The following is a 19311-nucleotide window of genomic DNA, read 5'->3' as shown; positions in this document are numbered from 1 at the left end:
GCTAATAGCTGCTTCTCAAGCCCTTTGCCGGGGTAAAAGCAAATCAAAAAGATTGTTTTTTAGCTCTTTTTGCCAAAAAACAGTAAAAATTGCCAAAAAATGATTGTTTTTAAACTATGCTCTAAATAGAACAAAAAAAAGGGAAAAGATGATGTTCGTCAATACCTTAAAAGAGATGAGGGATTTTTTACATGCCCAGCTCTGTTATCAACTGATCATTACCCCGCTCCCCATGCCCGTGGAAAAGCAATACCGGGCCTTTGCCGAGCGAGCTTGTGAATACATCGTCAGCAAACGTTCGACCTTGATTGAGCGCCATTCACCGCGCCATCATGTGTTGCATCATTTTGCCCAGCCCGATAACCCAGCCGCCAAAAAAGTGTTAATTACCCATGGCTGGATGTCGCGGGCCGCTTACATGGTAAACCTCATCCGCCACCTTCATCAGCAGGGCTATGATGTCTATGCCCTGGATTTTCCAGCGCATGGCGAAGCGAAAGGCCTGCAATTGACCTGGACCGAGGCGGTCAGCATTCTTCGTGAAACCATGAATCACTTTGGCCCTTTTCATGCCGCAATTGGCCATTCCTTTGGCGGCTCGATGTTGCTGAACACACTGAATCTGGCCAATCAGTTCGACGAATGGCAATTGGCCGTTGAGCCTGAGCGCATGGTCCTCATCGCCTCCCCCACCCGCATGCGCACCCCCGTAGGCCGCTTGGCCAGACAATTGCGCTTAACCGGTCAGGGTTACCGTGAATTACGCAATATTTTCAGACAAAATGCCTCCACCCAGATTGAGCGCTTGCATTTCAGGCATTTAGTCCACCGCGGCAAAGTCCCTATTCTCTGCATCCATGGCAGCGAAGACAAAACCATCCGCCCCGTGGAATCCATTCACTTTTGCCAGCGATACCCTCATGCCGCGCTAAAAATTATTCCAGGCATCGACCACATTGAGGTGCTGATTGATTCCCGTGTAGAGGAAGAAGTCGGTCGCTTCCTGACTTAGTCCAGTGTACGGCGGTAGCGTTTATAACCAATGGCCATCATCACCAGGGCAAATAGCATGATGGGAATGGTTTCCTGCCAGACATCCCAAAACCCATTGCCCTTAAGCAAAATTCCCCGCACGATAATGAGAAAATGAGTCAATGGCAGGATAGATCCCACCCATTGCGCCCATTCCGGCATGCCCTGAAAGGGAAACATAAAGCCCGAGAGCAGGATGGAGGGCAAAAAGAAAAACATCGCACTTTGAGCTGCCTGCAACTGCGTGGAGGCCATCGTGGAAAAGGTCAATCCCATCACCAGATTGGCGAAGATAAACGGCAGACAACACACCATCAACAGCAGGATGCTGCCTTCCATAGGCACACCAAAGAGAATTTTAGCTAAAATCAGAATAATCAGGGCCTGCAGATAACCAACAATAATATACGGCATCAACTTACCAATCATCACTTCCAGAGGCCTCACCGGCGTTGCCAGCAAATTTTCCATGGTTCCCAATTCATATTCCCGGGTAATAACCAGGGCCGTGACCACCACCAGCGTCATGGTCATCACCACCCCGAGCAACCCGGGAACTATGTTGTAGGAAGTAATCGCCAGAGGATTATAAATGGTATGAACCTGGGGCTGGTAAGGCGGCATTTTTGCACTTAAACCAGCGAGCGGTCCCGTTAACTCTTTCTTTAACACCAGGGAAGCAAGCTCAACAAAGACATTCACAGCCCGGCTGGTTGCCGCCGGATCCGTGGCATCGGCCTCGAGTAACAACACAGGCCTTAAGCCTTTTGCCAGATCATGAGAGAAGTTGGGCGGGAAGCTCACAACAAATTGCACCTTTCCCTGTTTGAGCAGACGATGTGCTTCATCTTCACTCAAAAAGGGCGACACAAATTTAAAATAGGTCGAATTTTCCATGCCGCTTAAAATTCGGCGGGTCAGCGGGCTGGGATCATTATTCACAATGGCGGTGGGTAAGTGGCGGGGATTGTTGTTAATGGCAAAGCCAAACAGGATGAGTTGCAGCAGGGGTATAAAAAGAATCATGCCCAATGTGGCCTTGTCCCGCCGCATTTCAATGAATTCTTTGACCATAATGCCAATAAGTCCGGAAGCAAAGGGGGCTCTCATCCCATTTTTCCTCCTGTTTGGTTAACCAGGCTGATAAAGGCATCTTCCAATGTCGGTTCGATTGCCTCCCAGCGTATGGGGTATAGTGCCGCCAGTTTATTCAGTTCATTTTCCACGAGGGTCTTGTCATACCCACACACATGGATACGGCTACCGAACAAAGCGGATTGCACAATGCCTGGCAATTGTTTGGTTTCCTGCAACAGTCCGGTAGTCACTTCACCTGAAATCTCCCAGGTGCCGAGTTTGGTGGTGGCAATGACTTCAGCGACTGTGCCGGTAACCAGTAAATCGCCATAGGCAAGATAGGCAAGCCGGGTGCAGCGCTCGGCCTCATCCATGTAATGGGTTGAAACCAGAGTGGTAATACCTTGTTCACTTAGACTATGGATTTTGTCCCAGAACTCGCGTCTGGCGATGGGATCGACCCCAGCGGTTGGCTCATCCAGCAACAACAAATCGGGATCATGTAACAGGCAGGCCGCAAGCGCCACCCGTTGTTTCCAACCGCCGGATAATTGCCGGGTCAACTGATTGCGGCGAGCCGTTAATTCCAAATCCGCCATCGTCTGTTCAACCCGCTCCTTGCGCCTATCCACGCCATAGACACGGGCGACAAAATTTAAATTCTCTTCCACCGTCAAATCCAGGTAATAACTGAACTTCTGAGTCATATAGCCGACGTGTTGTTTTATTTTTTTTGATTCCGTGAGGATGTCATAGCCCAGGCATTGACCCTCCCCTTTATCCGGGGTTAACAAGCCACAGAGCATCCGGATGGTGGTTGTTTTGCCGCTGCCATTCGGACCTAAAAAACCGAACACCTCTCCGCGCTTAACCAGCATGTCAATGCCGTTAACCGCGGTTTTGCCGGCGAACGATTTTGTTAAATGATGGACATCAATAATGGCGTCGTCGGTCATCGTACCAACACCGTTACCGGCTGGCCGGGTTTGAAGGCATGGAAATGGTCAAATCTCGCCTGAATGCGAAAGACCAGTTTATCGTCGTTTTCCCGGCTATAGACGAGGGGCGGCGCATATTCCGCTTCTGGCGCGATGTAACTGATGACGGCGGTATTGTCCGGTTGACAACCACTGCAGGTAAAACTTACTGCCTTGCCAACGCTTAAATGAGCCAATTCCTGAACCGGCACATAAAATTCAATATGAACATTCTCCGGTGTCAGCAATGACGCCACGGCCTGTTGCGCACCGACAAATTCACCGGGGCGGTAGTAGGTGTCAAAGATCACGCCAGCAGCAGGAGAATACACGGTTTTTTGCGCCAATTGCCACTTGGCTTCATTGAGTTTGGCGGTAATGGCCTGAATCTGTGCTTCCTGCGCTTTAATCTGTTCGCTGCGGCTGCCCATTTTAGCCAGCGTTAAATTAGCCTGGTACTGATCTTTTAATTTTTTCTGCTGATCATAGGTGGCTAAAATTTCATCCAGGCGATCTTTCTCAATGGCATTTTTCTCATACAGGCTTTGGTAACGCTTCACGCGGATTTCCGTTAATTTTATTTGGGCATCCACCTGCTCAATCTGTGCCTCAATGGCTTCGACCTCCGGAGCACGGCGCGGATTTTTTAAATCGAGGAGCAGGCTTTTGGCCTGCTCCAAATCACTGGCATACTGCTTGATGACTTGCGCCTGAGGCTCTGAATCCAATTGAAAAATCAGTTGCCCCTTAGTTACCGTCTGGCCTCGTTTGACCAGTAGTTTTTCCAAAATGCCTGAATTGGGGGACGCGAGATAAATGTTTTCACCCTCCACATACCCCTGATAACTCCGCTCGCCGGAGTGGCCGCAGCTTTGCAGAAGAAGGATTAACAACAGAGCAATGTGATGTTTGATTGTCATGGCGGCTACGGTTTAAAGCATGATTTGAGTATAATGAATTGCAATTGAACTTGCAGCTATTCTATGAAAAATCATGTTCTTGCAAGTATGAGACGAAGGTTGCTCTTCATGGCATTTCTGCCTACCATTCAATTTTGTATAGCGCTTATGGCCTGGCTTTGCGGCCTGTTAAAAGGATAATGACATGACATTCGATTTAATCGTTCTTGGCGGCGGCAGCGGCGGCATAGCCAGCGCGGTAAGAGCCGCAAAACACGGCGCCAAAGTGGCCGTGGTCGAACAGCAGTATTTAGGCGGAACCTGCGTCAATTTAGGCTGCGTTCCTAAAAAGATGATGTATAACAGCGCCAATATTGCCGAAACCCTGCGCAAGTCCATCGATTACGGTTTTGCGCCGACCAATATCCGCTTGAATTGGCAAACCCTGGTGCAAAAGCGCAATGCCTATGTCGCGGGCCTTAGGGAAATTTATGGCAAGCGTTTCAGTCAATATAAAATGACGCTCTTAAACGGCAAAGGCACTTTTGTTGATGCCCATACCATCGATGTAGGCGGTGAACACTATACGGCCCCTCACATCATTATCGCCACAGGCGGTGAACCCAGCATGCCGACTGATTTGCCCGGCATTGAACATGCCATCAATTCCGATGGCTTTTTTGATTTGACCGACAAACCCCGGAAAGCCGCAATCATCGGCAGTGGCTATATTGGGGTGGAATTGGCCGGGATCCTGCATGGCTTGGGCACGGAAACCCATTTGTTAATCCGCGGTGAAACCCCTTTGAGCCGTTTTGATGCCATGCTCGGCGATACCCTGATGGAGATTATGCGGCAACAGGGCCTGCATGTGCATGTCAATCACCATGCCAAAGAAATTAAAACCGATAAACAGGGTAAAAAAATCATTGTCTGCCGCAGCGGTTCGGTCATAGACAACCTGGATACGGTCATCGCAGCCATTGGGCGTTCGCCTCGCACGGCCCATTTGAATTTAGACCGAATCGGCGTGAACAGGGATGCCCGCGGTTTAATTACAGTCGATAAATACCAGAATACCTCGGTTGAGGGAATTTATGCCATCGGGGACGTGATTAATGCCCCCGCCTTAACGCCAGTGGCGATTGCCGCCGGCCGCCGCCTCTCTGATCGGCTGTTCGGCGGTGAGGCTAAAGCCCATTTGAACTATCATGATATCCCTTCTGTCGTTTTCACCCACCCACCCATCGGCAGTGTGGGACTCAGCGAAGCAGAGGCTATCCGTCAATACGGTCACGATTCCATTAAAATTTACCAGACCCGCTTTAATCCCATGTTTGACGCCTTTAGCAGCGAAAAAACACCGACGGCGATGAAACTGGTCACTTACGGTAAAGAAGAACGAATCGTCGGCCTGCACGTCATTGGTTATGGTGCAGATGAAATGCTGCAAGGATTCGCAGTTGCTGTTAAAATGGGCGCCTGCAAACGCGATTTTGACAACACGGTCGCTATCCATCCGACCAGTGCCGAAGAATTGGTAACCATGGTGTAAACATGAACCCAGCCGTTCGACCTTATCTTGATTATGTCCCCGTGCTTGGCCAGGAGGTTTATGTCGATCCCACCGCCGCTGTCATTGGCCGGGTGCATCTCGGCAACCATGTATCCGTCTGGCCCATGGCGGTTATTCGCGGCGATGTAAATACCATTACGGTCGGTGATGAGTGCAATATTCAGGATGCCGCCATTCTGCATGTCACACACGACGGCCCGTTCACCCCTGGCGGTAAACCGCTCATTCTTGGGAAAGGCGTCACGGTAGGGCATCAAGCCGTCCTGCATGCTTGTCAAATTGACGATTACTGCCTCATTGGCATGGGTGTACTCATTCTCGATGGGGCTTACATCGAGCATCATGTACTCATTGGGGCCGGCAGTGTTGTGCCGCCGGGCAAACGGTTAGCGAGCGGCTATCTTTATCTCGGTAACCCAGCGAAGGCCATTCGCCCGCTTTCAGACGAGGAGTTGCGCCATTTAGACTACTCAGCCGCGCATTATGTCCGCTTAAAAAACAACTACCTGAACGGCTAACTCATCAACAAATAGGGAAACTCCTGATGCAGCAATGCACAAACTTGCTGTTGATGCGCTTTGCTTTTCACAATCAGCAAGACGGTATCATCCCCGGCGATGGTACCAAGAATACCCGACTCGGCAGGCTCATTTGCGCTGAAGGAAACGTATTTGCGATCGAGATAATAGGCCAGACTGCTGGCGTTGCCAGGATGGGTTTGCAAAACAATGAGGCCAAAATCAGAAACCTGAATGTTTAACACCAACGGCAACCCCGGCTGATGGTAATCAATGACTTTGTACAGCCCGGCTACCTTGGCAATTTTCATTTTTTTAAGCCGCCGCGACAACGTCGCCTGAGGGATGTCGTACCCCCTTTTTTTCAAACTCTGTTGTAAATCACTTTGCTCGGCAATCACTTCGGTTTGCACGATATTAACGATTAAATCATCAATGATCTGATCATGAGACAAGCGCCCCTCCTTGAATATATATCAAAACAAATGAAATTATATTCATTTTTGATTGACAATTCAAATGCCTCCCTGTTATATTCACAAAATGATTAAAAATTGGATACGCATTCATGAGATATTATTTTTATTGGGCTCTTATTCTAGGAATTGCCTTAATTTCTGGTTGCAAACCACAAAAAAGCAGCGATGAACTGCATTTTTCCACCTCCGCTGAATATCCACCATTTGAATATGATGATCACGGCGAACTCAAAGGATTTGATATCGATTTAGCCAGGCTTGTCGCCAAGGAAATGGGTAAGAAGGCAGTTTTTGACAACATGCAATTCAGTACCGTGCTGCCCGCCGTGACCTCAGGCCAGGATGACGCGGCCATTGCCACCCTTACCATCACGCCTGAACGTCAAAAAAACGTTGATTTCTCCATGCCTTATTATTTTGAGGGAATGGCAGCGGTTTATCCTGACAATCAGCCAGTCACCCAATCGTCGCAGTTGGCAGATAAAAAAATCGCCGTGCAGCTTGGCTCCGTCATGGAAATCTGGGTAAGGCAGCAATTCCCTGGAGCACAAATAACAGCCCTGGATAATAACAATCAGGCGGTTGAGGCCCTGATAGCCGGCCATGTCGATGTGGTGCTTATGGACGGTGCGCAAGGCCGTGTCTTCAGTCAAAAGCATAAAAACCTCTCTTTCAGCATCATCGCACAGGCAAAAGATGGTTACGGCATTGCGGTGAAGAAAGGATCGCCCCTGACTCTGCAAATCAATCAGGCCCTTCAACGCCTGACAGACAAAGGCGAAATAAAGCAACTGAAAGCGCAGTGGTTTAAGGAGTCCTTATGAACGAGTGGAGCCAGAATTTATGGTTTATCGGCCAAGGGATTGCTTTGACGCTGCAACTGCTGGCCGGTGGTATTACCCTCGGTCTGGTACTCGGCAGTTTATGGTCTATCGGACGTTATTATGGTATCGCAACATGGTGCATCAACCGATTGATTTCTATTTTGAGAGGCACACCGTTAATTTTACAATTGAGCCTGATTTATTTCTCAGCGCCGGCTTTAACCGGGGCACGCCCAAGCATTCTTATCGCCGGTATTATTGCCTTTGGACTTAACAGCTCCGCTTATTTTGCGGAAATCCTGCGTGCCGGCATTGAAGGTTTACCGAAGGGACAATTTGAAGCCGCAGCCACGCTTCAGATTCCGACGTTCTACCTGTGGAAAGACATCATTCTCCCGCAGGTGGTAAAAGCCATTTTCCCGGCCATTATCAATGAAATCATCGCCCTGCTGAAAGAGACGGCCTTGATTTCAACCATAGGCGGTATGGATTTAATGCGTCAGGCGCAGTCTTTAGCCGCCCAGCAATTTACCTACTTCATACCCTTGTGCATAGCTGGATGTTACTACTACAGCCTGGTTTTATTCATTGAATGGCTTGGCAAAACGATTGAAAAACGAGGTGACTATGTTACAAATCACTAAAGCCTGCAAACAGTTTGGCGACACCGTTGTCCTGAATCAACTGAGCTTAAGCATCGCGGCCCACAGCGTGGTCGGTCTTGCCGGCCCGTCGGGCAGCGGTAAATCAACCTTGCTACGTTGCATCCAGCAACTTGAGACCTTAGACAGCGGCAGAATTGAATTAGGCGGCAAAAGCGGATTCATGTTTCAGGATTTTCAACTGTTCCCGCACATGACCGTTCTTGATAATCTGGTATATGCACCAAGCCTTCATGAAAAAGACATCAATCACGAAGAACGGGCGCTTCAGTTACTTGATTTTTTGGGGCTTACGTCAAAAGTAGACGCGTTTCCGCAACAATTATCTGGCGGACAAAAACAGCGTGTCGCTTTAGCCAGAAGCCTGATGATGAAACCTGATTGGCTGCTCTGCGATGAACCGACTTCGGGTTTGGACAGAAGCAGCACGAATGATGTCGTTGCCTTGTTAAACCAGGTAAAGGACATGAACGTATCCATGGTGATTGCTTCCCATGACCTGCCTTTCTTAACCGGCATTGCCGAACGGCTGGTGGTCATTAACCAGGGCAATCTCATTGCGGATTTAAACACCGCTGACCTAGACGATCCAATCGCCGCCTTGCAAACGTATTATTAAGGGGATGAACATGAAAAAAACAATCAGAAAAATTGCCTTGGCTTATTCAGGCGGACTGGATACGTCCGTCATGATTCCCTGGCTTAAGGAGCATGTGCCGGGTGCCGAGGTGATCGCGGTGATTTGCGATCTCGGGCAGCAGGAAGACCTCAAGGCCATTCAAAAAAAGGCATTAACAAGCGGTGCGGCCGAAGCCTTTGTCGTTGATGTGCAGACTGAATTTGTGACCGATTATCTCTGGCCCTTGGTCAAATCCGGCGCTCTCTATGAAGAGCAATATGTGCTGGGCACCATTTCGCGGCCGTTAATCGCCAAAAAACTGGTGGAAATTGCCCTGGCTCAAAAGGCCGACGCCATTGCCCACGGTGCCACCGGCAAGGGCAATGATCAGGTACGTTTTGAATACACCGTTAAAGCCTTGGCGCCACAATTACAGATTATCGCTCCCTGGCGAATATGGGAAATCAAATCACGGCAACAAGCCATTGATTACGCCAAAGCCCATGGCATCGACGTGCCGGTCACACCCAAAGCACCCTATTCCCGTGATCACAATATCTGGTATATCTCACACGAGGGTGGCGCCATTGAAGATCCGGCCACCCCCATGCCGGATGATGTATTACTGATGACAACGCCGCTTGAAAAAACACCGGATGAAGGGGAGATTGTTACCCTCGACTTTGAGCAAGGCGTGCCGCGGGCGATAAATGGAGCGAAATTAACGCCTGTTCACCTCCTGCAACAATTGAATGAGCTCGCGGGCAAACACGGTATCGGCGTGGCCGATATTGTTGAAAATCGCCTGGTGGGCATGAAAATACGTGGCATTTATGAAGCGCCCGGGGCGGCCGTGCTCTATAAAGCACACCAAATGCTTGAAAGCCTGTGCCTGGATAGGCACACCCTGCACCTCAAACAATCCCTGCAGCCGCATTATGCCAATCTGGTGTATGAAGGACGCTGGTTTTCACCCAGTAAAAAAGCCCTGGACGCTTTTATCGCCGTCACGCAACAGCACGTCAGCGGCAGTGTCAGGTTAAAACTCTTCAAAGGCAATATCATCCCCTGCGGCATGCAGTCGCCTTTCAGCCTGCATAATCCCGCCTTGGCAACCTTTGAGGAGGACAGTGTTTATAATCAGAAAGACGCAGAAGGCTTTATTAATCTTTTTTCTCTGTCAGCCAAAGTGTACGGGCTGGTGCATCATCAAGGGGTGCAGGATGACCAATAAAACCTGGGGTGGACGATTTAAACAGGCACTGGATGCCCGCGTGAATGAATTTAATGCTTCCCTGTCGTTTGATCAAAAACTTTTCAAACATGACATCGACGGTAGTCGCGCCCATGCGGCAATGCTGACCCGGCAAGGCCTGCTGACAGCCGACGAGGGGGCAGCCATTGACGCCGCCCTGGTGAAAATCAAGGCGGAGCTAGAGCAGGGCTTGCATGATATTGACCAGGGCAGCGAAGACATTCACATGTTCATTGAACAACTCCTCATTACACAACTCGGAGATACCGGTAAAAAATTACACACCGGACGCAGCCGCAATGATCAGGTAGCGCTGGACCTGCGCTTATACTGCCGCGATGCCGGGCAGCAATTTAAGCAGAAGCTTGACGCCCTGATTTCTTGCCTAAGCGAAATGGCCAATCAGTATCAGGAAAACTGGATGCCTGGGTACACGCATCTGCAGCAAGCCCAACCCATTCGTCTGGGTACTTATTTTGGCGCCTATCAATGTATGTTTCAACGCGATAAGAGCCGGCTTGATGATTGGTACAAGCGGATGAATTATTCACCCTTGGGTGCTGGGGCCCTGGCAGGCAGCAGCCTGCCCCTTGACAGGGCCTGGGTGGCCTCAACGCTTGGTTTTGATGGCATTGTCGACAATACACTCGATGCCGTCAGTGATCGTGATTTTGTTATTGAACTGGTCCATGTCGCCTCGCTCATCATGATGCATCTGTCGAGACTTTGCGAGGATTTGATTCTCTGGGCAACCCGTGAGTTTCATTTCATCACCTTAAGCGATGCCTTTGCTACCGGTTCGTCCTTAATGCCGAATAAAAAAAACCCGGATGTGCTTGAACTCATTCGCGGTAAAAGCGGGCGAGTCTATGGGCACTTAATGGCCCTACTAACGGTGATGAAAGGATTACCTCTCGCTTATAACAAGGACATGCAGGAAGATAAGGAAGCGCTCTTCGATACCGTCGCGACGGTCAACGCCTGCTTATCCATCATGACCCCTTTCTTGCAAAGCCTGACGTTTAATACCGACTGGATGAACGAGCAGGCCAAAAGCGGTTACCTGGATGCCACCCGTCTTCTGGAATCCCTTGTGATCAACGGCATGCCGTTTCGTGACGCGCACCATCAGGTGGGGCTCTGGGTTGCCGAGGCAGAATCCAGGCATTGTTCTCTCACTGAATTATTAAAGGAGGATCCAGATGTCTCTTCCAAAACCCAATCCTGATGCCCTGCTGCATGAGCAGACAGACACCTCGCCCATCACCGAGGTCACCCCGAATACCTTTGTCATTAATTTGCAACAAGCCATATTTGGTCTGGATACCGGCATTACAGAAGTGAATAATCTGAGGCAGCCGTATGAAAAAAATACAGCACGCTTATCGCCTCTCAGGCATTTGCTTACCGGTATGGAATTAAACCGTCAGGACATGCAGCTGATTCTTAATCAGGCGAAAGCCATTAAAAAAACACCGGCCTTTTATCGTCAGGCCTTAGTCAATAAAACGCTGGCCATGATTTTTGAGAAGCCCTCATTCCGAACCCGCCTAAGCTTTGCCCTGGCGATACAAAGCATGGGCGGGATAGCTATTGAAAGCGTCAGCGCGACACGCAAACAGGAAACACCTGCGGACATGGCCCGGGTGTTAAATGGCTATGCTGATTTCATTATGGTTCGTACTCATGATGATGAAACCCTGATTGAAATGGCTAAGCATGCCGCTGTGCCGGTTATTAACGGCCTCTCAGCCTTGCATCACCCCTGCCAGATTCTTGCTGATTTACTGACGCTTAATGAGCATTTTAATTCGCTTGACGGGTTGACGCTCACTTATGTGGGGGATGGTAATAATATCCTGCATAGCCTGTTGCTGCTGGCACCGCAACTGGGCATGACCATCCATTATTGCTGCCCGGATGAGCGTCAACCCAATCGCGCGCTGGTCGCCCTTGCTCAAAGCCATTATCCTGAGCACATTAAAGCCTTCACTCATCCCCAAGAGGCCGTGCGTGATGTTCAGGCTGTTTACACCGATGTCTGGACAAGCATGGGTTTTACGGTAGGTGATGAGGAAGAATTTACCGGCTTTCAGGTGAATGAAGCGTTGATGACGTTGGCAGACCCTGAAGCGGTATTCATGCATTGCATGCCCATGACACGAGGAAAAGAAGTATCCTCGACCTTACCGGATAGTCCCTCTTCCCTTATTTTTAAGCAAAGCGAAAACCGCCTGCATGTTCAAAAGGCCTTGCTCCTCCATTTAGCCTCCCCGGCCTAAATGGGTTGCTGAATGAGCTATAGTTAAATAAGTTTATCAAACGAGAGTGAATAGCATGATCATACGGATAGTGTTTCTGGCTGTATTAACCGGTTTGGCAATACCGGGCTATGCTTCATCGCAATCCCTGCAACTGGCTGACTTAAGCGAAGGGACTCGAACAATCGAAGTCATACGCGGCAAAACCATTTCAGCGGATGATTTATCTCAAATTGCAGATGTCGCTTCGGCACGCAACCAGAAAGGGGGCTCTGTATCCCTGGAGGCCGACGAGTATGAAATTGGTTCATTCACCAATACAACCATTACGGTCGTGCCTCCAGGGGGTGGACCGGATGATGTGATTACGCTCGATTTGAAACCCAAACAAAGCTATTAATGGCTTTGTTTTATTTCTTTCTGCACTTTACGGGTCTGTTCGGGATGATCCTTTAACTGTGGATTGCACATTTGATTTAAATAATGGTTATCGATGAGCCGTGCTTTGGTATGGCCGTTGACCATGTCGTCAATGCAGGCTTTTTGGAAAGCGTCGTTATTCAAGGCTGTTTCCCCTCCCCTAAGGGAGGGAGTAGGTGACATTAAATTGAGGGATTATTTTTACCAAAATGATTGTTCAATCGTTCGTCGTCATCATCAACATCCATGTCGGCTTCATTTTCCAATGGATAGCGATAATTCTTAACGTCTTCCTGTCGAGGAGATTTTCATTCATCATTGATGTCATCGGGGTCATTGGTTTGACCTGAATTTTCCCGACCATATTTACCATGGTTAATTCTATTTTCCATAACAAACTCCTATAGAAATAAATTCCATTTTTCAATGCAAATAAATATAAAAATAAATTATTATCTAATTATTAATTAATGCAACTTATTTTAACAATAATGTTTTATTAAAAATTTGTCAAATTCAATGGCTGTATATAATAAAAACTTTAGGTAAATATATTACATAATCATGCAACTTAAATGACTTATTCCTGTTGTCAAAATAGAAAAAATGACTTATTATTCGACCACATGCCCTTGGACCTTATATACAACCTTGATTATAAGAAAAGACCTGTGCTCACGCAGACACAGATAAGTCACAAGCGGAAGGCAGTTATGATGAACCGCTTTTTCGACACAAAATCAGATTCATTTATCCAGACTTTACCACCCATTTTCATACCGATACGACTCCTATTGGCGGTCACAAACCGGGCTGATAACGCGGCATGAGCAATAGCATTAGTGAAATTCGCCGGCCGGTGACCGCGATGACAAAAAACAGGATTTTAACCTATTATTCATGATCAGCCCCCCCGATAAAAGAAGTAATATTATTTGCGCATCCCCAGCGTAACAGGCGTTATAACTGTCAAATACACCTTAAAAATAAGCTCATAATATCTCGTTTTTCGAATCATTTTTACACATGGTTAACCGTCAATTTTTTCTTGATTTTTATTAAATGAACTATAATAAATAATAGATTTTAATTGAGTAATGATGCTCAGTTTAATAAAAAGGAAGCGAAATCATGAGTATTTTAGGATTAATCATTTTAATACTATTGCTGGCCGCGGTATTGCCTGCATGGCCTTACAGCGCCGGTTGGGGCTATCGTCCTTCAGGTATTGTTGGGCTTTTATTAGTGATTTTTATTGTCGTACTCCTCGTCAGAGGAACACCCTTATAGAGCAATGAAAATAATAGCAATTAAGCCTGCTCGCGCAGGCTTAATTGTCTGAGGATTGGCCAGCTTTTTTTAGTTGCTTTAAGTGTTGTTTCCAATCCCTGTCTTTTGAAAAAACAAATTGCGCTGCCTCTTCAACAAAATAACCGATGTCATCAATTTTGGCCCACTGGCAATAACATTCTATTGCCCTCAATGTATCCAATTTGAGCTCAATTTTTACTTTCTCTTTTTTCCCCGCTAAATTACCCTTTAGAATGGCCATATCGCCCTCACATTACACAAACTCAAGCAAGCTTTATGCATTAATTGATAAAACCAGCATGCATGTCATTTTATTTAAGGTAATAATCAGGATTTTGTCAATATTATGAAGAGGTTCGGGTAAGAGGACTGCTGCAGAAAATTCTAAAGGCAGGCGTATTGATGCTGAAGTGGCGGTGCCGCAACGTGTCTGTAGCACCCGTCAGAAGGCATTCATGTTGTTACAGACTGTTTTTATTGACTATCGAATGCACGCGCCATGAAGCGCCATGACAGAGTCTAAGTATTGGTGGACTCCACCTAACCAGGGCGGTCAAAATTGAGCATCACTTGATTACTATACCTGTTCAATGGTTTCTCTAAAGCGTGAGATATCTCATCACCAACTTACTCATTCCCCATATGCGTGGCATTCAACTGATTGAAGAAATTCGAAAAATACCATTGCAAACTCCCCATCATTATCATGAGTGGTCATGCAGATGAAGACACGGCTCAGGTACTAATTAACGGGCATATGTTTTTACATAAATGTATTATTAGACATAATTGACGATATTTTTAATGATTTTATTAAGAAATATGAGAAGATAAATGTCATGCTTTTTTAAAAAAATCATAGCCTGTATATTTACGATTTAACTTCGCAATTACTTCAGTGCAATCACCGCCGTTTTTATCAGCAAAGCAAACGCTCAAGACAAATCTAATTAATCGAATAATAAATTTCAAAAATTTATAACAGAAAATACTGATAATTTTGCTTTATAACTTCTTGTTACCTAGACTTAATATGTATAGGAGATAAGTTATGATTAAACCAAAAGCTCATACTCATGAAGCCGAACGATTAAAAGCATTGCATGCCACAGGATTGATTAATACCCCGATGGAACAAGGATTTGAACAAATAACCAGCCTAACCAAAAAAATATTTGATGTACCCATTGTGGCGATTAGCTTGATCGATAAGGACAAACAGTGGTTTAAATCCATTATTGGCTCCAACTTAACCGAAACACCACGGGAAATCTCGTTTTGTGGCCACACCATTCTAAAAGAAGAGGCATTGATCGTACCGGACGCTCAATCCGATATTCGCTTTAAAAATAACCCTCTGGTTACTGGCGAGAAGGCTTCGATACGCTTTTATGCAGGTTACCCCATTCATGCGAGTCAAGACCATCATCCCATCGGTGCGCTTTGCATAATTGATAACAAGCCGCGTCACATTTCCCCCACTGAAAAATCAATTTTGCATGATCTGGCTGCCCTGGTTGATTCAGAAATTAATAATTTTCACTCCCTGGAGGCTTTTAAAAGACGCACTATTGAACTTGAATGCCCGGAACGGATGACATTGCTTGATGGGGTTACCAAAACCTGGAATGCAAATGGCATTATGCAATTATTGCAACAACAAATGACGCTCAGTAAGCAGGACAAGGAAACTTTTGGATTATTTAATGTATCAATTGATAGCTTTAAATCATTCGCAGATGAATATGGTGCAGAAGTAGGCAATGACCTATTGTATGCCATTGCGCGCAATCTGGTAATTCATTGCCACAGTGACGCATCCGTAGGGTATTTAGGTGGTAAAGAATTCATGATTATCTTACCGCTTAATGATAAACACGAGATATTAAAGTCAGCGGAACGGCTTCGACAAAACATTGAACATGAGCCCATGGCGACTCAAGCCGGAGAAATTAAAGCCACTATAACCATTGGGGTCGCGTTTTATGATCGGGATGTACATCAAGAAAGCTCCAGTCTTATTAACGACGCTCATAGCGCCTTGGAAGAAGGCCGGCATGCGGGTGGGAACCGGATTGTCCTCCATTGATCCTGTCAGAGCAGCCAAGAGAACATGACGCTCTTTACAGCCTACCTCGATAATCAATTTTTAAGTCTTGGAGTCGTGCATTAACCAAAAATGAAGTACAGGCCTGGATGCCGGATTTAGACAAAAAAAAGCGGCGCAGATATTATCTGAGCCGCTTCGGAATAAAACCCTGGCGATGACCTACTTTCACATGAGGAAGCCTCACACTATCATCGGCGCGAGTCTGTTTCACTTCTGAGTTCGAGATGGATTCAGGTGGTTCCAAACTGCTATGGTCGCCAGGAAAACGGTTTAAGCATCATGGTTTTTCCGGTCTTACCCGGGTTGGCCACGAGGCCGGTAAAAAATAGAGTCACATTCATGTTATCCATATAACCTGAAGCGCATCAGGTTATATGGTCAAGACAATCAGCCAATTAGTACGAGTTAGCTTCACGCATTACTACGCTTCCACACCTCGCCTATCAACGTCGTAGTCTTCAACGGGCTTCATGGGAAAACTCATCTTGAGGGAGGCTTCCCGCTTAGATGCTTTCAGCGGTTATCCCGTCCGAACTTAGCTACCCGGCAATGCCACTGGCGTGACAACCGGTACACCAGAGGTTCGTCCACTCCGGTCCTCTCGTACTAGGAGCAGCTCCTCTCAATTTTCCTACGCCCACGGCAGATAGGGACCGAACTGTCTCACGACGTTCTAAACCCAGCTCGCGTACCACTTTAAATGGCGAACAGCCATACCCTTGGGACCTGCTTCAGCCCCAGGATGTGATGAGCCGACATCGAGGTGCCAAACACCGCCGTCGATATGAACTCTTGGGCGGTATCAGCCTGTTATCCCCGGAGTACCTTTTATCCGTTGAGCGATGGCCCTTCCATACAGAACCACCGGATCACTAAGACCAACTTTCGTTCCTGCTCGAGCCGTCACTCTCGCAGTCAAGCACCCTTTTGCCTTTACACTCTTGGTACGATGTCCGACCGTACCGAGGGTACCTTTGTGCTCCTCCGTTACTCTTTGGGAGGAGACCGCCCCAGTCAAACTACCCATCATACACTGTCCTTATCCAGGATTACTGGACCAAGTTAGAACCTCAATAATAACAGGGTGGTATTTCAAGGTCGGCTCCATGCGAACTGGCGTCCGCACTTCTTAGCCTCCCACCTATCCTACACAGTTATCATCAAAGTCCAGTGCAAAACTATAGTAAAGGTTCACGGGGTCTTTCCGTCTAGCCGCGGGTACACTGCATCTTCACAGCGATTTCAATTTCACTGAGTCTCGGGTGGAGACAGTGTGGCCATCGTTACGCCATTCGTGCAGGTCGGAACTTACCCGACAAGGAATTTCGCTACCTTAGGACCGTTATAGTTACGGCCGCCGTTTACCGGGGCTTCGATCAAGAGCTTCTCCGAAGATAACCCCATCAATTAACCTTCCGGCACCGGGCAGGCGTCACACCCTATACGTCTTCTTACGAATTTGCAGAGTGCTGTGTTTTTAATAAACAGTCGCAGCCACCTGGTCTCTGCGGCCCTCAACAGCTTTGTTGCGCAGGCAACTAACCATCAAGGGCGTACCTTCTCCCGAAGTTACGGTACCATTTTGCCTAGTTCCTTCACCCGAGTTCTCTCAAGCGCCTTAGTATTCTCTACCTGTCCACCTGTGTCGGTTTGCGGTACGGTTCTCTATAAGTTATGGCTAGCAGCTTTTCCTGGAAGCCTGGCATTAATGACTTCTCTGCACCCCGAAGGGTCAGAACCACTTCGCACCTCCGTGTTAACAAGAGACCGGATTTGCCAAGTCTCTCCACCTACGTGCAAGTACCGGGACAACCAACGCCCGGCTCATCTAGCCTTCTTCGTCCCCACATCACCACTTATAGAAAGTCCAGGAATATTAACCTGGTTCCCATCGACTACGCCTCTCAGCCTCGCCTTAGGGGCCGACTCACCCTGCTCCGATTAACGTCGTGCAGGAAACCTGGGACTTCCGGCGTGAGGGTTTTTCACCCTCATTATCGTTACTCATGTCAGCATTCGCACTTCTGATACCTCCAGCCCACTTCTCAATGAACCTTCATCAGCTTACAGAACGCTCCCCTACCACGTGCCTTTAAGGCACATCCGCAGCTTCGGTGTATGATTTTAGCCCCGTTACATCTTCCGCGCAGGCCGACTCGACCAGTGAGCTATTACGCTTTCTTTAAAGGGTGGCTGCTTCTAAGCCAACCTCCTGGCTGTCTATGCCTTCCCACATCGTTTCCCACTTAATCATAACTTGGGGACCTTAGCTGGCGGTCTGGGTTGTTTCCCTCTTCACGACGGACGTTAGCACCCGCCGTGTGTCTCCCGTGATTCAATTAGCCGGTATTCGGAGTTTGCATCGGTTTGGTAAGCCATGACAGCCCCCTAGCCGAAACAGTGCTCTACCCCCAGTAATCATTCACGAGGCGCTACCTAAATAGCTTTCGGGGAGAACCAGCTATCTCCGGGCTTGATTAGCCTTTCACTCCTAGCCACACGTCATCCGATAATTTTTCAACATTACCCGGTTCGGACCTCCAGTTGGTGTTACCCAACCTTCATCCTGCACATGGCTAGATCGCCCGGTTTCGGGTCTACTCCCAGCGACTCTCGCCCTATTCAGACTCGATTTCTCTACGGCTTCCTTATTCAGTTAACCTCGCCACTGAAAGTAACTCGCTGACCCATTATACAAAAGGTACGCAGTCACACAGCCTAAGCCATGCTCCCACTGCTTGTACGCAAACGGTTTCAGGGTCTATTTCACTCCGCTCTCCGCGGTTCTTTTCGCCTTTCCCTCACGGTACTGGTTCACTATCGGTCAGTAAGGAGTATTTAGCCTTGGATGATGGTCCACCCATCTTCAACCAGGATTTCACGTGTCCCGGCCTACTTCTTCGCGTGCTTAGTTCCTTAATCAATCTGCGTATACGGGACTATCACCCCCTACGGTCAGATTTCCCAATCTGTTCTACTCCATTGATTAATAAATCACACCAGGCTCTTCCCCGTTCGCTCGCCGCTACTGAGAGAATCTCAATTGATTTCTTTTCCTTCGGGTACTTAGATGTTTCAGTTCCCCGAGTTCGCTTCTTTAACCTATGTATTCAGTTAAAGATGACTGTATTTCTACAGCCGGGTTCCCCCATTCGGACATCTCTGGATCAACGCACGTTTCCAACTCCCCAGAGCTTTTCGCAGGATTCCACGTCCTTCATCGCCTCTTACTGCCAAGGCATCCACCGTTTGCGCTTCTCTTCTTGACCATATAACCTGAGTCTCCTCAAG

The 19311-nt window shown here is 47.7% G+C and carries 18 protein-coding genes and 2 rRNA genes; 12 read left to right on the top strand and 8 right to left on the bottom strand.

Features of this window, described 5'->3' with window-relative positions:
* The first annotated feature begins 151 nt into the window (after positions 1 to 151).
* Positions 152 to 1012, top strand: coding sequence for an alpha/beta hydrolase (locus Lery_RS07780; RefSeq protein ID WP_058526689.1), 861 nt, complete (start codon positions 152 to 154; stop codon positions 1010 to 1012).
* On the opposite strand, the gene Lery_RS07775 is transcribed toward Lery_RS07780, so the two are convergent.
* The 3 genes from Lery_RS07775 to Lery_RS07765 are packed head-to-tail and all read right to left on the bottom strand — an operon-like array spanning position 1009 to position 4006.
* Positions 1009 to 2142, bottom strand: a complete 1134-nt coding sequence (locus Lery_RS07775) for an ABC transporter permease (protein ID WP_058526688.1) — start codon at positions 2140 to 2142, stop codon at positions 1009 to 1011. The genes Lery_RS07780 and Lery_RS07775 overlap by 4 nt on opposite strands.
* A complete protein-coding gene (locus tag Lery_RS07770; protein ID WP_058526687.1) occupies positions 2139 to 3065 on the bottom strand; it encodes an ABC transporter ATP-binding protein in 927 nt (308 codons plus the stop codon). Before Lery_RS07770 ends, Lery_RS07775 begins: the two co-directional genes overlap by 4 nt.
* A complete protein-coding gene (locus Lery_RS07765) occupies positions 3062 to 4006 on the bottom strand; it encodes an HlyD family secretion protein (RefSeq protein WP_058526686.1) in 945 nt (314 codons plus the stop codon). Before Lery_RS07765 ends, Lery_RS07770 begins: the two co-directional genes overlap by 4 nt.
* A gap of 184 nt (positions 4007 to 4190) precedes the next feature.
* On the opposite strand from Lery_RS07765, the gene gorA reads away from it, so the two are divergent.
* Both gorA and Lery_RS07755 read left to right on the top strand, forming a co-directional pair.
* Positions 4191 to 5540 (top strand): glutathione-disulfide reductase, encoded by a 1350-nt coding sequence (gorA, locus tag Lery_RS07760; RefSeq protein WP_058526685.1) that lies wholly within the window; start codon positions 4191 to 4193, stop codon positions 5538 to 5540.
* A gap of 2 nt (positions 5541 to 5542) precedes the next feature.
* Positions 5543 to 6079 carry a gamma carbonic anhydrase family protein gene (locus Lery_RS07755; protein ID WP_058526684.1) on the top strand — a complete coding sequence of 179 codons (537 nt, stop codon included), beginning with the start codon at positions 5543 to 5545 and terminating at the stop codon, positions 6077 to 6079.
* On the opposite strand, the gene Lery_RS07750 is transcribed toward Lery_RS07755, so the two are convergent.
* Positions 6076 to 6534: an arginine repressor gene (locus tag Lery_RS07750; protein WP_058526683.1), complete on the bottom strand. Its 459-nt coding sequence runs from the start codon at positions 6532 to 6534 to the stop codon at positions 6076 to 6078. The two genes, Lery_RS07755 and Lery_RS07750, sit on opposite strands and share 4 nt — an antisense overlap.
* A 113-nt stretch (positions 6535 to 6647) precedes the next feature.
* Here Lery_RS07750 and Lery_RS07745 point away from each other — a divergent pair, with 113 nt between their 5' ends.
* From Lery_RS07745 to Lery_RS07715, 7 genes are read left to right on the top strand one after another with little or no spacing between them, the layout of a single operon-like run.
* Complete coding sequence (locus Lery_RS07745) at positions 6648 to 7382, top strand: substrate-binding periplasmic protein (RefSeq protein WP_058526682.1); 735 nt, start codon at positions 6648 to 6650, stop codon at positions 7380 to 7382.
* Positions 7379 to 8026, top strand: coding sequence for an amino acid ABC transporter permease (locus tag Lery_RS07740; protein WP_058526681.1), 648 nt, complete (start codon positions 7379 to 7381; stop codon positions 8024 to 8026). The genes Lery_RS07745 and Lery_RS07740 overlap by 4 nt, the downstream gene beginning before the upstream one ends.
* Positions 8010 to 8663, top strand: a complete 654-nt coding sequence (locus Lery_RS07735) for an amino acid ABC transporter ATP-binding protein (RefSeq protein ID WP_058526680.1) — start codon at positions 8010 to 8012, stop codon at positions 8661 to 8663. Before Lery_RS07740 ends, Lery_RS07735 begins: the two co-directional genes overlap by 17 nt.
* Before the next feature lie 10 nt (positions 8664 to 8673).
* A complete protein-coding gene (locus tag Lery_RS07730; RefSeq protein WP_058526679.1) occupies positions 8674 to 9897 on the top strand; it encodes an argininosuccinate synthase in 1224 nt (407 codons plus the stop codon).
* Positions 9887 to 11146: an argininosuccinate lyase gene (gene argH, locus Lery_RS07725; RefSeq protein ID WP_058526678.1), complete on the top strand. Its 1260-nt coding sequence runs from the start codon at positions 9887 to 9889 to the stop codon at positions 11144 to 11146. The genes Lery_RS07730 and argH overlap by 11 nt, the downstream gene beginning before the upstream one ends.
* Positions 11121 to 12200, top strand: a complete 1080-nt coding sequence (gene argF, locus Lery_RS07720; protein ID WP_058526677.1) for an ornithine carbamoyltransferase — start codon at positions 11121 to 11123, stop codon at positions 12198 to 12200. The genes argH and argF overlap by 26 nt, the downstream gene beginning before the upstream one ends.
* A gap of 55 nt (positions 12201 to 12255) precedes the next feature.
* Positions 12256 to 12579 (top strand): hypothetical protein, encoded by a 324-nt coding sequence (locus tag Lery_RS07715; protein WP_131751063.1) that lies wholly within the window; start codon positions 12256 to 12258, stop codon positions 12577 to 12579.
* Here Lery_RS07715 and Lery_RS07710 read toward each other — a convergent pair.
* On the bottom strand, positions 12576 to 12743 hold the full coding sequence (locus Lery_RS07710) for a hypothetical protein (protein ID WP_156412483.1): 168 nt from the start codon (positions 12741 to 12743) through the stop codon (positions 12576 to 12578). The genes Lery_RS07715 and Lery_RS07710 overlap by 4 nt on opposite strands.
* Positions 12744 to 13730: 987 nt before the next feature.
* Here Lery_RS07710 and Lery_RS14990 point away from each other — a divergent pair.
* Complete coding sequence (locus Lery_RS14990; protein ID WP_082657155.1) at positions 13731 to 13889, top strand: DUF3309 family protein; 159 nt, start codon at positions 13731 to 13733, stop codon at positions 13887 to 13889.
* 40 nt (positions 13890 to 13929) lie between these two features.
* Here Lery_RS14990 and Lery_RS07700 read toward each other — a convergent pair whose 3' ends face one another.
* A complete protein-coding gene (locus tag Lery_RS07700; RefSeq protein ID WP_058526673.1) occupies positions 13930 to 14151 on the bottom strand; it encodes a hypothetical protein in 222 nt (73 codons plus the stop codon).
* A gap of 810 nt (positions 14152 to 14961) precedes the next feature.
* Here Lery_RS07700 and Lery_RS07695 point away from each other — a divergent pair.
* Positions 14962 to 15999, top strand: coding sequence for a sensor domain-containing diguanylate cyclase (locus Lery_RS07695; protein WP_058526672.1), 1038 nt, complete (start codon positions 14962 to 14964; stop codon positions 15997 to 15999).
* Between the two features lie 167 nt (positions 16000 to 16166).
* On the opposite strand, the gene rrf is transcribed toward Lery_RS07695, so the two are convergent.
* Positions 16167 to 16282, bottom strand: a 5S ribosomal RNA gene (gene rrf, locus Lery_RS07690).
* 112 nt (positions 16283 to 16394) lie between these two features.
* Positions 16395 to 19289, bottom strand: a 23S ribosomal RNA gene (locus tag Lery_RS07685).
* Between the last annotated feature and the right edge of the window lie 22 nt (positions 19290 to 19311).

The organism is Legionella erythra (assembly GCF_001467615.1).
Classification (GTDB): domain Bacteria; phylum Pseudomonadota; class Gammaproteobacteria; order Legionellales; family Legionellaceae; genus Legionella_C; species Legionella_C erythra.
This window is presented reverse-complemented; position numbering and strand designations above follow the sequence as displayed.

Excerpts from the sequence above, each read along its gene's own strand:
- Lery_RS07780 (WP_058526689.1), top strand. The coding sequence starts at position 152 with ATGTTCGTCAATACCTTAAAAGAGATGAGGGATTTTTTACATGCCCAG.
- argF (WP_058526677.1), top strand. The coding sequence starts at position 11,121 with ATGTCTCTTCCAAAACCCAATCCTGATGCCCTGCTGCATGAGCAGACA.
- Lery_RS07775 (WP_058526688.1), bottom strand. The coding sequence starts at position 2,142 with ATGAGAGCCCCCTTTGCTTCCGGACTTATTGGCATTATGGTCAAAGAA.
- Lery_RS07730 (WP_058526679.1), top strand. The coding sequence starts at position 8,674 with ATGAAAAAAACAATCAGAAAAATTGCCTTGGCTTATTCAGGCGGACTG.
- Lery_RS14990 (WP_082657155.1), top strand. The coding sequence starts at position 13,731 with ATGAGTATTTTAGGATTAATCATTTTAATACTATTGCTGGCCGCGGTA.
- Lery_RS07740 (WP_058526681.1), top strand. The coding sequence starts at position 7,379 with ATGAACGAGTGGAGCCAGAATTTATGGTTTATCGGCCAAGGGATTGCT.
- Lery_RS07695 (WP_058526672.1), top strand. The coding sequence starts at position 14,962 with ATGATTAAACCAAAAGCTCATACTCATGAAGCCGAACGATTAAAAGCA.
- gorA (WP_058526685.1), top strand. The coding sequence starts at position 4,191 with ATGACATTCGATTTAATCGTTCTTGGCGGCGGCAGCGGCGGCATAGCC.
- Lery_RS07735 (WP_058526680.1), top strand. The coding sequence starts at position 8,010 with ATGTTACAAATCACTAAAGCCTGCAAACAGTTTGGCGACACCGTTGTC.
- Lery_RS07745 (WP_058526682.1), top strand. The coding sequence starts at position 6,648 with ATGAGATATTATTTTTATTGGGCTCTTATTCTAGGAATTGCCTTAATT.
- argH (WP_058526678.1), top strand. The coding sequence starts at position 9,887 with ATGACCAATAAAACCTGGGGTGGACGATTTAAACAGGCACTGGATGCC.
- Lery_RS07715 (WP_131751063.1), top strand. The coding sequence starts at position 12,256 with ATGATCATACGGATAGTGTTTCTGGCTGTATTAACCGGTTTGGCAATA.
- Lery_RS07700 (WP_058526673.1), bottom strand. The coding sequence starts at position 14,151 with ATGGCCATTCTAAAGGGTAATTTAGCGGGGAAAAAAGAGAAAGTAAAA.
- Lery_RS07755 (WP_058526684.1), top strand. The coding sequence starts at position 5,543 with ATGAACCCAGCCGTTCGACCTTATCTTGATTATGTCCCCGTGCTTGGC.
- Lery_RS07765 (WP_058526686.1), bottom strand. The coding sequence starts at position 4,006 with ATGACAATCAAACATCACATTGCTCTGTTGTTAATCCTTCTTCTGCAA.
- Lery_RS07770 (WP_058526687.1), bottom strand. The coding sequence starts at position 3,065 with ATGACCGACGACGCCATTATTGATGTCCATCATTTAACAAAATCGTTC.